Source organism: Actinomadura rayongensis, assembly GCF_009831215.1.
Classification (GTDB): domain Bacteria; phylum Actinomycetota; class Actinomycetes; order Streptosporangiales; family Streptosporangiaceae; genus Spirillospora; species Spirillospora rayongensis.
The window spans coordinates 978,865-992,186 of sequence record NZ_WUTW01000002.1 but is presented as its reverse complement, the minus strand read 5'-3'; the positions used below and the strand labels follow the sequence as shown (position 1 = coordinate 992,186).

The 13,322-nt window shown below is 70.5% G+C and carries 11 protein-coding genes and 1 tRNA gene; 3 read left to right on the top strand and 9 right to left on the bottom strand.

Translation table 11 applies throughout. The features are described 5' to 3' along the window. Window positions 1–50: 50 nt before the first annotated feature. The 4 genes from grpE to GQ466_RS13820 form a co-directional block, all read right to left on the bottom strand. Window positions 51–650, bottom strand: a complete 600-nt coding sequence (grpE, locus tag GQ466_RS13835) for a nucleotide exchange factor GrpE (protein WP_161103255.1) — start codon at window positions 648–650, stop codon at window positions 51–53. Next, the gene (dnaK, locus tag GQ466_RS13830; RefSeq protein ID WP_161103254.1) at window positions 647–2,491 is read right to left on the bottom strand and encodes a molecular chaperone DnaK; all 1,845 of its coding nucleotides are present in this window, start codon (window positions 2,489–2,491) and stop codon (window positions 647–649) included. The genes grpE and dnaK overlap by 4 nt, the downstream gene beginning before the upstream one ends. Before the next feature lie 309 nt (window positions 2,492–2,800). Next, a complete protein-coding gene (locus GQ466_RS13825; protein ID WP_161103253.1) occupies window positions 2,801–4,342 on the bottom strand; it encodes a 3-hydroxyacyl-CoA dehydrogenase in 1,542 nt (513 codons plus the stop codon). A gap of 56 nt (window positions 4,343–4,398) precedes the next feature. After that, on the bottom strand, window positions 4,399–4,956 hold the full coding sequence (locus tag GQ466_RS13820) for a TIGR03086 family metal-binding protein (RefSeq protein ID WP_161103252.1): 558 nt from the start codon (window positions 4,954–4,956) through the stop codon (window positions 4,399–4,401). Between the two features lie 375 nt (window positions 4,957–5,331). On the opposite strand from GQ466_RS13820, the gene GQ466_RS13815 reads away from it, so the two are divergent. Then, the gene (locus GQ466_RS13815) at window positions 5,332–7,464 is read left to right on the top strand and encodes a heterodisulfide reductase-related iron-sulfur binding cluster (RefSeq protein ID WP_161103251.1); all 2,133 of its coding nucleotides are present in this window, start codon (window positions 5,332–5,334) and stop codon (window positions 7,462–7,464) included. A 132-nt stretch (window positions 7,465–7,596) separates the two neighbouring features. Here the strand turns inward: GQ466_RS13815 and GQ466_RS13810 are convergent, their stop codons facing one another. Further along, window positions 7,597–8,634, bottom strand: a complete 1,038-nt coding sequence (locus GQ466_RS13810) for an aldo/keto reductase (RefSeq protein ID WP_337193456.1) — start codon at window positions 8,632–8,634, stop codon at window positions 7,597–7,599. A 111-nt stretch (window positions 8,635–8,745) separates the two neighbouring features. On the opposite strand from GQ466_RS13810, the gene GQ466_RS13805 reads away from it, so the two are divergent. Further along, a complete protein-coding gene (locus GQ466_RS13805) occupies window positions 8,746–9,585 on the top strand; it encodes a helix-turn-helix transcriptional regulator (RefSeq protein ID WP_161103250.1) in 840 nt (279 codons plus the stop codon). Here GQ466_RS13805 and GQ466_RS13800 read toward each other — a convergent pair whose 3' ends face one another. From GQ466_RS13800 to dcd, 3 genes are all read right to left on the bottom strand, one after another. Beyond that, entirely contained in the window at window positions 9,586–10,386 is an 801-nt protein-coding gene (locus GQ466_RS13800; RefSeq protein ID WP_161103249.1) for an SAM-dependent methyltransferase, read from the bottom strand. It lies immediately after the preceding gene. After that, a complete protein-coding gene (locus tag GQ466_RS13795) occupies window positions 10,367–11,080 on the bottom strand; it encodes a proline/glycine betaine ABC transporter permease (RefSeq protein ID WP_337193455.1) in 714 nt (237 codons plus the stop codon). Before GQ466_RS13795 ends, GQ466_RS13800 begins: the two co-directional genes overlap by 20 nt. Before the next feature lie 173 nt (window positions 11,081–11,253). Beyond that, the gene (gene dcd / locus GQ466_RS13790) at window positions 11,254–11,829 is read right to left on the bottom strand and encodes a dCTP deaminase (RefSeq protein WP_161103248.1); all 576 of its coding nucleotides are present in this window, start codon (window positions 11,827–11,829) and stop codon (window positions 11,254–11,256) included. Window positions 11,830–11,990: 161 nt separating this feature from the next. Here dcd and GQ466_RS13785 point away from each other — a divergent pair. After that, window positions 11,991–12,064 (top strand) — tRNA-Gly (locus tag GQ466_RS13785). Between the two features lie 317 nt (window positions 12,065–12,381). Here the strand turns inward: GQ466_RS13785 and GQ466_RS13780 are convergent. Continuing rightward, on the bottom strand, window positions 12,382–12,666 hold the full coding sequence (locus tag GQ466_RS13780; protein WP_161103247.1) for a hypothetical protein: 285 nt from the start codon (window positions 12,664–12,666) through the stop codon (window positions 12,382–12,384). Window positions 12,667–13,322: the final 656 nt, after the last annotated feature.

Sequence of the window (13,322 nt, the reverse complement as noted above, 5' to 3'; positions counted from 1 at the left end):
CACGCCCGCCGGCCCGGACGGTCCCGTCGCCGGGACCGTCCGGGGCCGGATCACTCGTCGTCCTCGGAGGCCGCCCCGGCGGGCTCGGCCTCCGGCTCGACGACCGCGACCCGCGCGGGGCGCAGGATCCGGTCGCCGATGCGGTATCCGGGTTCGAGGACGGTCTGCACGCTCGTCTCGGTCGCGTCCGCCGAGTACGAGTGCAGCAGCGCCTCGTGGACGTTCGGGTCGAACGGCTCGCCGACCTCCCCGAACTTCTCCAGGCCGAGCTTGGCGACCGTCGCCTCCAGACCCTCGCCCACCGACTTGAACCCGCCGGTCAGCTCGTTGTGCTGCCGGGCGCGGCCCACGTCGTCCAGGATCGGGAGCAGCTCGGCGAGGACGTTCCCCACCGCGATCTGGCGGAGCGCGCTCTTGTCGCGCTCGACCCGCTTGCGGTAGTTCGCGTACTCCGCCTGGAGCCGCTGGAGGTCGGCGGTCCGCTCGTCGAGCTGGGCCTTCAGCTCGGCGGCCTCGGTGTTCTCTTCCTTCTTCTCCTCGGGCTCCGGAGCCGGGGCGGCCTCGCGGACCCGCCCCGTCTCCGGGTCGATGCGCCGCCGGTCGCGGATCACCGGGCCGTCGTGCTCCTCACCCGTGTCGGGAGCGGTCACGACGCACCGCCCTTGGGCTTGTCGTCGTCCACGATCTCGGCGTCGACGACCTCGTCGTCCTGCGGCTCGGCCGTCGGGCCGCCGTCCGCCGCCTGCGCGCCCTCGGGGTTCTGGGCGTACAGCGCCGCGCCCATCTTCTGGCTGACCTGGCCGAGCTTGTCGGTCGCGGTCTTGATGGCGTCGACGTCGGTGCCGTCCAGGGCCTGCTTGACCTCGGCGATCGCGGCCTCCACCTCGGTCTTGAGGTCGCCCGCGACCTTGTCCTCGTTGTCCTTGAGGAACTTCTCGGTCGAGTAGGCGAGGGTGTCGGCCTGGTTGCGGGCCTCGGCCTCCTCCTTGCGGCGGCGGTCCTCCTCGGCGTACTGCTCGGCCTCGCGGACCATCTTGTCGATGTCGTCCTTCGGCAGCGCCGAGCCGCCGGTGATCGTCATCGACTGCTCCCGGCCGGTGCCCTGGTCCTTCGCGCTGACGTTCACGATGCCGTTGGCGTCGATGTCGAAGGTGACCTCGATCTGCGGGACGCCGCGCGGCGCCGGGGGCAGACCGGTGAGCTGGAACGTGCCGAGCTTCTTGTTCTGCGCCGCCATCGGACGCTCGCCCTGGTAGACCTGGATCTCCACGGACGGCTGGTTGTCGTCGGCGGTGCTGAACACCTCGGACCGCTTGGTCGGGATCGTGGTGTTCCGCTCGATGATCTTGGTGAAGACGCCGCCCTTGGTCTCGATGCCGAGGCTGAGCGGGGTGACGTCCAGCAGCAGGACGTCCTTCACCTCGCCCTTCAGGACGCCCGCCTGGAGCGCCGCGCCGATCGCGACGACCTCGTCGGGGTTGACGCCCTTGTTGGGCTCCTTGCCGGTCAGCTCCTTCACCAGCTCGGACACGGCGGGCATACGGGTCGAACCGCCGACCAGGACGACCTGGTCGATCTGCGACATCGTGACGCCGCCGTCCTTGAGGACCTGGTTCAGCGGAGCCTTCGTCCGCTCCAGCAGGTCCGCGGTGAGGCGCTGGAACTCGGCGCGCGTCAGCTTCTCGTCCAGGTGCAGCGGCCCGTCGGCGGACGCCGTGATGTAGGGCAGGTTGACCTGGGTCTCCGAGGAGCTGGACAGCTCGATCTTCGCCCGCTCGGCCGCGTCGCGCAGCCGCTGGAGCGCCATCTTGTCCTTGGTGAGGTCCACGCCGGTCTCGTTCTTGAACCGGCTCGCGAGCCACTCGACGACCTTGTCGTCCCAGTCGTCGCCGCCGAGGTGGTTGTCGCCGCTGGTGGCCTTCACCTCGACCACGCCGTCGCCGACCTCCAGCAGGGACACGTCGAACGTGCCGCCGCCGAGGTCGAAGACGAGGATCGTCGCCTCGTTCTCCTTCTCCAGGTGGTACGCCAGCGCGGCCGAGGTCGGCTCGTTGATGATGCGCAGGACGTTCAGCCCCGCGATCGTCCCGGCCTCCTTGGTGGCCTGGCGCTGGTGGTCGGAGAAGTACGCGGGCACCGTGATGACCGCGTCGGTCACCGGCTCGCCGAGGTAGGACTCGGCGTCGCGCTTGAGCTTCTGCAGCACGAACGCGCTGATCTGCTGCGGCGTGAAGTCCTTGCCGTCGATGGACTGCTTCCAGTCCGTGCCGATCTCGCGCTTGACCGACCGGATGGTCCGGTCCACGTTCGTCACCGCCTGGCGCTTGGCCGGGGCGCCGACGATGGCCTCGCCCTCCTTCTTGCCGAAGGCGACGACGGACGGGGTCGTCCGGTCGCCCTCGGAGTTGGCGATGACGGTGGGCTCGCCGCCCTCCAGGACCGCGACGACCGAGTTGGTCGTCCCGAGGTCGATGCCGACCGCACGTGCCATGTCTTCGTCCTCCGTGTCACTGAGTCGCGGGCCGTGTGAGCCGCCCCGCTCGCGTCCCCCGCGCTGCGGCGGCCCGCCTTCGTCTGCTGCTGTCCAGAGTGCCGTGCCCGGCGCCCTGCTGTCAAATGAGTTGAGCCTTAGCGACTCAACTTTGCTGACGCCTTCTCTAACAGGACGCTTGAGCCGCCTATTCCGGTTCCCCCTGTGCCCCAAGTTCCGTCCTCCGAACGACCCCCCTCCACCTCCCGGACGACCCCGGACATGACGAAGCACGCCGACCCGTTGGATCGACGTGCTTCGGAAGTGGGGTCAGTCCAGGTCGGACGGTGCGGTGCCGGGGTCGGTGAGCGGCAGGTTCAGGGCGGCGCGTTCGGTCAGCCAGCGGCTCGGGCGGTAGCGCGGGTCGCCGGTGCGGGTCAGCAGGCCCGTGAGGACGGCGTGGATTCGTTGCGCGCCTTCCGCGTCGCCCCATTCCAGCGGGCCGCGCGGGTAGCCGAGGCCGAGGCGGACGGCGGCGTCGATGTCGGCCGGGGTCGCGAGGCGCTGGGCGGCGATCTCGGCGGCCACGTTGACGATGGACGCGAGCAGCCGTGCCGCGACCGGGGCGGGGGCGTCGCGGACGACGGTGACGGGCCGTCCGGTCGCGGCCAGCGCCGCCCGGGCCGCGCGGCCCGCCGCCGGGTCCACGCCGGGGTGGACGGCCAGGGTGAGGCGGGTGAAGAAGCCGCCGAACGGGTCCACGCCTAGCGTGCGCTCGGGGGGCAGGCCGGCTTCCAGCGCCACGTCCAGCGCGGCTCGGTCGTCGGGGGCGACGAGGATCACGGCTTCGGCGGACGGCGTCTCGCCCGTCTCGACCGCGATGTCCGCCGTGCCGAGCAGGGCGCCCAGCTTCTCGCGCGTGCCGGGCGTCGTGTCGTGGATCCAGACCGGGCGCGGCGCGGCGTCCGGGGCGGTTTCGGGCGGTTCTTCCTGCACGCCGTCGGTGTAGCGGTAGAAGCCTTCGCAGGTCTTGCGTCCGAGCAGGCCCGCTTCGTAGCGCTGCCGTGTGATCCGGGACGGACGCAGCCGCGGTTCGCCGTGGAAGCCCGTCCAGATCGTCTCCAGGACGGGGTGCGACACGTCCAGCCCGGTCAGGTCCATCAGCTCGAACGGCCCCATCTTGAGGCCGAGGACGTCCCGGGCGATCCGGTCGACGTCCACCGGCTCCGCCACGGCCTCGGCGAGGATCTGGAGCGCCTCGGTGGCGAGCCCCCGGCCCGCGTGGTTGACGAGGAAGCCGGGCGTGTCGGGCGCGATCACCGGCGTGTGGCCGAGGCGCCGCACAAGAGAAGCGAACCCGTCCGGGATCCACCCGGCGGTGCGCGCCCCCGGAACCACCTCGACGACCTTCATGAGCGGCACCGGGTTGAAGAAGTGGAGGCCCGCCAGCCGCGACGGATCCACCAGCGCCGCACCGATCGCCGTCACGGACAGAGAGCTGGTGTTCGTGGCGAAGACCGTCTCTTCGGGCGCGTACTTCTCCAGCTCGGCGAACAGCTCGCGCTTGACGGCCAGGTCCTCCCGGACGGCCTCCACCACGAGGTCGCAGCCCGCCAGCGGCGTCAGCGGATCGCCCACGGGACGCAGCCGGGCGCGCGCGGCGTCCGCTTCGTCCGGCTTCATCCGGCCCTTGGCGGCGAGCCGCGCGAACATCGCGCCCACCTGCTCGACGGCCCCGGCGACCGCTTCGGGACGCGCGTCGGCCAGCTCGACCGTCACGCCGCCCGCCGCCGCCCACTGCGCGATGCCGCGTCCCATCGCGCCGGTACCGATCACGCGGATGACCTGCACCCGCTCCGCCCAGTCGGCCATGGCCGCCTCCCTCGCCGTCCTCCGGCGGACGGTACCCGAGGCGGCGCAGCGCATCCCTAGGCGGGCGGCGTCCAGGACGGATCGCGGCCGGACAGCGCGACGAGCCGGTCCAGCTCGGGGGCGTCCGGCGGGACGGGCACGGGCGCCGCGTACACGCCGAGCGCGCGGAACTCGTCCGGCAGCTTCTCCAGCAGGCCGATGCAGGCGGCGACGTCCTCGGCGTCGGCGGAGTAGGGGAGCCGGACGGCGCGCGCGAGGTCCCAGCCGTGCAGGACCAGCTCGTTCAGCGTGTGCGTCCCGGCGAAGGCGGCGGGGACCTCGCGTCCGGCGAGGGACGTGACGCCCTCCCACGCCGCCGGGTCCGCCCACGCCTCGGCGAGCGTCTTCAGCCGGGCGGGGACGCCGCCGCGCCAGTCGGGCCGCAGTCCCGTGCCGGACGGGTCCGGACGCGGTCCCTTCCCGGCCGTCGCGGTCAGCCGCAGCGCCAGCGCGTCGAAATGCTCGATGAGCCCGGCGACGCTCAGGCCCGCGCAGGGCGTCGGGGCGGTGAGCAGGGCGTCGGGCACCTCGGCGAGCAGCGTCGCGGCGCGGGCCGCGGCGGTGTCGAGGGTCATGGGGGCTCCCTCCGGACGGATGGACGGACGAGAACCGGTCTACCCGCGTGCCGAAGATCATCCCGAAAATGTCGGTGGCGTCTGCGAGAGTGACGGCATGGAAGCGGAACGTGACGTCGGGCAGGTGGCGGGCCCGCGTTGTCACTGTCTGACAAGGGTCCGATCCGGATCGTGTCCGCAGGTGAGGGGGTGATTGCGGGCATGGAACGCGCCGCTATATAAAGCGGGCTCATGTAGCTCGCGTTCCGTGTCGGGCCGGAGCCTGGGGCGACACATAAGCTACTGGCGAGTAGTATCCAGGGACCCGGATGAAGTCCAGTCTGTCCGCGAGCCCTACGCTGACAGCCAACGCCCGTACCGCAGGAGGACGGAACAGTGTTCTGGGTCACATTGATAATCGGGATCGTCGGTGCGGCGATCACGCTGGCGCTCGCCGGGCGCCGGGTCCTGTTCCTCTGGAAGCTGTTCAAGAGCGGTCAGCCCGACCCCGAGCGCGTCCTCCAGGTCAAGCGCGACCCGAAGGCCGACATCGAGGGCCAGGTCGTCGAGGTCATGGGGCAGCGCAAGCTGCTCAAGTGGACCATCGCCGGAATGGCGCACTTCGCGGTCATGTGGGCGTTCATCCTGCTGGCGACCGTCTACCTGGAGGCGGCCGTCGCGCTGCTGTTCGGGCTGGACGCCAAGATCCCCGGGCTGCAGACCTGGGCGCCGATCGGGTTCGTCCAGGACACGATCGCCCTCGCCTGCACCCTCGGCCTGGTCGTCTTCGCGGCCATCCGGATCAAGAACTCGCCGAAGAAGCTGGACCGCAAGTCCCGGTTCAAGGGCTCGCACACCGGCGGCGCGTGGGTCATCCTCTTCATGATCTTCAACGTCGTCTGGACGATGTTCTTCTTCCGGGGCGTCGAGTGGGCGAACGGCAACCTCGACTACGGCAAGGGCGCGTACTTCTCCTGGCTCGTCGGGCAGCCCTTCAAGGGCATGAGCCACGACACGCTGGAGGTCCTGGAGTCGATCGGCCTGCTCCTGCACATCGGCGTCGCGCTGGTCTTCCTCGTCATCGTCGTCAACTCCAAGCACCTGCACATCTTCATCGCGCCGCTGAACGTCATGTTCAAGCGCCGTCCCGACGGCCTCGGCCCGGCGCAGCCGATGATGAGCAAGGGCAAGCCCCTCGACTTCGAGGAGGCCGACCCCGACGAGGACACCTTCGGCCGCGGCAAGATCGAGGACTTCACCTGGAAGGGCTACCTCGACATGGCGACCTGCACCGAGTGCGGTCGCTGCCAGTCCCAGTGCCCCGCGTGGAACACCGGCAAGCCGCTGTCGCCGAAGATGGTCATCCTCGAACTGCGCGACCACGCCTTCGCCAAGGCCCCGTACATGCTCGCCTCCGAGGAGGAGCGCGAGAAGTTCACCGACGAGCAGAAGACCGCCATGCAGGTGGACAAGGAGCTCGTCGGCGAGGACGGCGTCATCCACCCGGACGTCCTGTGGTCCTGCACCAACTGCGGCGCCTGCGTCGAGCAGTGCCCGGTCGACATCGAGCACATCGACCACATCCTCGACATGCGCCGCTTCCAGGTGATGATCGAGTCCTCGTTCCCCAGCGAGGCCGGCGTCATGCTGAAGAACCTGGAGAACAAGGGCAACCCGTGGGGCATGTCCGAGATGAAGCGCCTCGAGTGGATCGAGGAGCTGGACTTCGAGGTCGAGGTCGTCGACGAGAAGCTCCCCGAGGACACCGAGTACCTCTTCTGGGTCGGCTGCGCCGGCGCCCTGGAGGACCGCGCGAAGAAGACCACCAAGGCCGTCGCGGAGCTGCTGCACATCGCGGGCGTCAAGTTCGCCGTGCTCGGCCCGATGGAGGCGTGCACCGGTGACCCGGCCCGCCGCCTCGGCATGGAGTTCGTCTTCCAGATGCTCGGCCAGCAGAACGTCGAGACGCTGAACGAGGCGGGCGCCAAGAAGATCGTCGCGACCTGCCCGCACTGCTTCAACACGCTCGCCAACGAGTACCCGCAGATCGGCGGGAACTACGAGGTCGTCCACCACACCCAGCTGCTCGCGCACCTGGTCGAGGAGGGCAAGCTCACCCCGGTCACGCCGATCGAGGAGAACATCACCTACCACGACCCCTGCTTCCTCGGCCGGCACAACAAGGTCTACAAGCAGCCGCGCGACATCATGGCGACCGTCCCGGGCGTCAAGACGCAGGAGATGCACCGCCACAAGGACCGCGGCTTCTGCTGCGGCGCCGGCGGCGCGCGGATGTGGATGGAAGAGCGCATCGGCAAGCGCATCAACACCGAGCGCGTGGACGAGGCGCTGGAGACCAACCCCGACACCGTCTCGACCGCCTGCCCGTTCTGCCTCGTGATGCTCGGCGACGCCATCAACGAGAAGAAGAACGAGGGCCTGGCGAAGGAGTCGCTGGAAGTCGTGGACGTCTCCCAGCTCCTGATCCGCTCCATCAAGGGCGAAAAGGAGCCGGCCGCGGCCGAATAACTCTCCCTCGGACGGCCCCGGTTCCCTCCACGGAACCGGGGCCGTCCCCTTTTCTCGGCCCGCATCGCGTGTGCTGCGCCCCTGATCCGGGAGGCACCGGAGCGGGCTCGTCCCGGGCGGGCCCCAAGCCCTTCAGGGGCGGACGGGGCCGGAGCCGGTGCGGGCGGCGGCTGCGGCGATCTCGTCCAGGTCGGCGGGGGTCAGGGTGAGCGCGGACGCGCCGATCCAGCCGTCCACCTGCGCGGGACGGCGCGCGCCCACGATCGCGCCGGTGATCCCCGGCCACGCCAGAACCCACGCGAGCGCCACCTCCGCGACGGACGCGCCGTGGCGGGCCGCGATCGGGCGCAGCGCGTCCGCCACGCGCAGGTTCGCGGCCAGGCCGGACGTGAAGTCCGGGTGCGACCTGCGCCAGTCGTCGGCGGGCAGCGCGGCGACCCGGTCGGCGGAGAACGTCCCGGTGAGCAGCCCGGACACCAGCGGCGAGTAGGCGATCACGCCCGTACCGTGCGCGCGCGCCCACGCGATCTCGGGCGCGGCGGACCGGTGGACGGCCGAGAACGGCGGCTGGATCGCGTCCACGTGCGCGACGCGCTCGGCCGCGTCCAACTGCTCGACGGAGTGGTTGGACAGCCCGATCGCGCGAACCTTGCCCTCGGCCTTCAGGTCCGCCATGACCTGCCAGTACTCCTCCAGCGGCGTCGCGTCCGGGCTGACGCCGCCGGCCGCACTCCCGGCCGTCGCGATCGGAGTCCCGGTGTCCGGCCAGTGGACCTGGTAGAGGTCGATGCGCTCCACGCCGAGCCGCCGCAGCGAGTCCTCCACCTCCCGCCGCACGCTCGCCGGCCGCATGCAGCGGCGGGGCGGCGCCTGCGGGTCGGTGTCGTCCCAGACGAGCCCGGCCTTGGTGAACAGCAGCGGCCGGTCGGCCTCGGGCAGGCCCGCGACGGCCTTCCCGACGATCTCCTCGGCGTGCCCGAGCCCGTAGACGGCGGCCGTGTCGATCCAGTTCACCCCCGACTCGACCGCGTGCCGGATCGTCGCGACGGACTCGGCGTCGTCGGTGGGGCCCCACCCGAACCGCCAGCCCGTCCCCGCGACCGCCCACGAGCCGAAGCCGAGCCGGCTGACGGTCATGTCGGTCGTTCCCAGTTGTGCAGTGCTGACCACGGAATCTCCCTTGCCGAAACGAACCCCCTCAGCGTGCTGCGGACGGGACCGTCCGGCCCAGTGGCGGCCCGTGCCTGGGCACCGCGTGACCACCTTCGCGATACTGGCCGCATGGCACTGGACAGACGGGCGGAACTCGGCGCGTTCCTCCGGTCCCGCCGCGCGCGGCTCCGTCCGGACGACCTCGGCCTGCCCGACCACGGCGGGCGCCGCCGCGTCCCGGGCCTGCGGCGCGAGGAGCTGGCACTGCTGGCCGGGGTGAGCGTGGACCACTATGTCCGGCTTGAGCAGGGACGGACGCTGCACTTCTCCGACGCCGTCCTCGACGCGGTCGCCCGCGCGCTGCGCCTGGACCCGACCGAGCGCGCCCATCTGCACCGGCTGGCGCGGCCGTCGTCCGGCACGGCCCCGGCATCGCCGCAGGAGGTGCGGCCGGGGCTGCGGCGCCTGCTGGACCAGGCGGGGGACGTCCCCGGCTACATCCTCGGGCGCAACCTCGACGTCCTCGCCTGGAACCCGGCGGCGTCCGCGCTGCTCACCGACTTCGGCGCGCTGCCGCCGCGCGAGCGCAACCTCGCCCGGCTGATCTTCCTGGACCCGCGGCTGCGCGACCTCTACGTCGACTGGCGCGGCAAGGCCGGGGACGTGGTGGCGTTCCTGCGGCTGGACGCGTCCCGCCGTCCGGACGACCCGGCGACGACCGCGCTGGTCGAGGAACTGTCCGCGCTCAGCGCCGACTTCCGGACGCTCTGGGCCGAACACCGCCTCAAGGACAAGACGCACGGCCGGTACATCTACCGGCATCCCGTCGTCGGCGACCTGGAGCTGGGCTTCGAGACGCTGCGGCTGCCGGACGACCCGGACCAGGTCTTCATCGCGCACACCGTCGAACCGGGCTCGCCGTCCGAGACCGCGCTGCGCCGTCTCGCGTCGACCGCGGCGGGCCGCTGATCAGGGCTTGCGGGCGACGGCGCCGTACTGGGCGACGAGCGGGGGCTCGGTGCCGTCCCGGCGCTTCGGGGCGCGCCAGCGCGAGCAGGACACCAGGCCCGGTTTCTCCAGGTTCAGGCCGTGCAGGAAGCCGGCGATCTGGGCTCCCGTCCGGGCGCGGAGCGGCGGCTCGGCGTTGCTGTTGAAGAACTCCATCGCCTCGGTGTTGGCGTCGCCGCCGAGTTCCAGCGTCGGGTGCGTGATCGCGACATAGGAGCCGGACGGGACCGCCGCGACGAGGTCGTCCACCACCGCCTGCGCCTCGTCGTCGTCCAGCAGGAAGTTGAGGATGCCGAGCATCATGATCGCGACGGGCTCGTTCAGCTCCAGCGTGCGGCGGGCGCGGGCGAGGACGGCCTCGGTGTCGCGGACGTCGGCCTCCATGTAGTCGGTCGCGCCCTCGGGCGTGCTGGTCAGCAGCGTCCGCGCCTGCCGCAGGACGAGCGGATCGTTGTCCACGTACAGGACGCGGGCGGTGGGCGCGACGCGCTGCGCGACCTCGTGGGTGTTGTCGGCGGTCGGCAGGCCGGTCCCGAGGTCGAGGAACTGCCGGACGCCGCGCTCCCCGGCGAGGAACCGCACCGCGCGGCCGAGGAACGCCCGGTCCGCGCGGGCGACCTGGACGATGCTCGGATACATGCGGTAGACGCGGTCGCCGACCAGCCGGTCGGCGGTGAAGTTGTCCTTACCGCCGAGCCAGTAGTTCCAGACCCGGGCGTTCTGCGCGGTCTCCGTGCGCAGGTCAGGCTGCTCGTTCGCCATGCCGCTCATCATTCCCCGCGAACGCCGCCTCCACCGGCCGCGCGCCGACGCGCGTGACCCGATCGAGAAAAACGGCGAGCACCACGATCGCAAGAGCGCCCTCGAACCCGGTGGCGGCACTGACACGGTCCAGCCCGGTCAGGACGACGCCACCGAGCCCACCCGCACCGACCAGTCCGGCCGTGACGACCATCCCCAAAGCCGGAACAACGATCCGGTTCGCCTCCCCGGGATCCGGCCGATCCCGCAGCCCCGACTCGACGAGCCTTACTGCGGCCGGAAGCGCGACTGCGGCCGTAGCGACAACACCGGGCGCCGTCCCGATGCCGAACAGGAACGCAGCCGGGACGAGATAGACGAACACCGGCACCGAAGGCACGGCGTCCAGGACGGGCCGCACGACCCGCTTCACCACCGCGTACCGCACGACGAACCCGACCGGCACCGCGACAACCAGCGCGACGACAGCCGACGCCGTGACCAGCGACAACGAGTCCATAGCGGGCCGCCACAACCGCATCCCATCGATCAGCGCGAACCCGGCGAACGTGAACAACCCAAACTGCCACCCGCGCGCCGCGTACGCTCCCGCGGCGAGCAACGCGGCTAGGACGAGCGGTGGAAAAAACGTAAGTATGCCGGACAGGCCGTCCACCAGGTCCGTCACGACGGTCGCAACCCCGTCGAAGAACACGCCTCCATGAGCGACGGACCAGGAAGCCCCTTCGGCGAACCAGCGACCGACCGGGACGCGAGGAACATCCCAGTTCAGAACCACCGGACTCTCCAGCCCGGCAGCGAAGCGACAGTAAGGCGGGGGGCTGCGTTACGCATCGCTCGAAACTACCCGCCCCGAAGAAGCGGCGGTCAAATCTCCGTGCGGTGGAAGTTCAGATACGACCGCGACGGCGTCGGCCCGCGCTGGTCCTGATATCGCGACCCGTACTTGGGTGACCCGTACGGATACTCGGCGGGCGAACTCGTCCGGAACAGGCACATCTGCCCGATCTTCATGCCCGGCCAGAGCTTGATCGGCAACGTGGCGACGTTCGACAGCTCCAACGTCACATGCCCGTTGAACCCCGGATCGATCCACCCGGCCGTTGAGTGCGTGAGCAGCCCGAGCCGCCCCAGCGAACTCTTCCCCTCGAGCCGCGCAGCAAGATCGTCCGGCAACGCGAACACCTCGTATGTGGACGCGAGAACGAACTCACCCGGATGCAACACGAACGCCTCGTCCGGCTTCACGTCGACCAGACGTGTGAGGTCGGGCTGCTCGATCGCCGGATCAATATGCGGATATCGGTGGTTCTCGAACACCCGGAAGTACCGGTCGAGCCGGACGTCCACACTGGACGGCTGGACCATCTCGGGCCCGAACGGATCGATCTTGACCCGTCCGGCGTCGATCTCGGCCCTGATGTCGCGATCGGAAAGCAGCACGCGCCAAAAACTACAGCCTCCACCATGCTCACACACGGCGGGGGCCCGACCGGCACGCGACGGGGCTAACCCGACCCGGCACACGACGGGGCTGACCCGTCTGCGCAACCCACGACTTTCCGGTAAGCTGACCGGGCAGGCGGGACCTCGAGCCTCGTCGTGCGGGTGTGGTTCAATGGTAGAACTTCAGCTTCCCAAGCTGACGACGCGGGTTCGATTCCCGTCGCCCGCTCCACACAGAAGGCCCAGTTCAGAGAACACGTCTCCGAACCTGGGCCTTGATCATTTCTGGCCTTCCGTGCCCGTCCTGCAACAAACGGGCAACCAGCAACCCTGCCGCGCCGTCATCGCGCTCGGCTTCCGCCAGCACGGTCCTACCGGAACGACGACTGGCCACTCGGCCGCACCGCGAAGGCTCAGCGCCGGACGAGAACCTTCTCTACGTGTTCAGGGGCGACCCGCTACGCGGTCCGCCGCCGGCCGTCCGGGCCGGGCGTGCGGCCTCTCCGGGCCGGTCCCGCCCCGGCCGACCGGCCTTGTCACGCGCTGGGCCTACTGAAGCCACTGAGGAGGATCCCCACCCGCGATTTGACGCCAAGTAGCGGTGACCGCATCGGCATCCTGCACATGGGCGTGCCGGAGGAATTCGACGCAGGCGCGTGCCAGTTCTTGTAGATCACGGTCCGCAGCTATCGCAAGTCCCTCAATGAGGTGCCGCGTTCCTTCCTGGACTCGATCGAGGTCAACCAATGCCCTCCCCATCACAACAAGACTCATGGCCAGGTCGGGCAGGAAGGCGTCGGGGCGGGCCTCGGCGAGCGTGCGGCGAATCTGCACCGCCTCGGTGATGGCCTCCAGCGCCTCCTCTCGTAGCCCCAGATCCGCCAGGTGATTGGACTGGTTGTTCAGCGACANNNNGCCACCGCCTCGGTGATGGCCTCCAGCGCCTCCTCTCGTAGCCCCAGATCCGCCAGGTGATTGGACTGGTTGTTCAGCGACATGGCCAGGTTGGGCAGGAAGGCGTCGGGGCGGGCCTCGGCGAGCGTGCGATAGACCGCGACCGCCTCGGTGATGGCCTCCAGCGCCTCCTCCCGCTGGCCCAACTGGGCCAGGACGACTGCGAGTTGTCCACTCCAGCGGGCGAGGTCCGCGGGGTCGGCGTCGGCAGGCAGCAGCTCCCGCACCCGGCGGGTGACCGCCGCATCTGCGGCGGCCAACGCCACCGTGGGATAAGGGATCTGCTCGGCGATGTGCCCAAGATCTTCCACCCGGGCTGGGACATCCTCCAACACACTGGCCAGCAGATCACCCAGCCGGGTACCGGTCTGGACGGCGACCACGATCGCCGCATCGGCCAGCCCTATCAGGTTCTCCCGCAACACCTGGTCAAGCAGCTCAGGGGCACGGTCATGATGGGCGCAGGCGCGAGTTAGCACCGTCAACGCCTGCACCGCCTGGGACAGCTCCAGGCCGGTGAAACAGGCCCGCCGCAA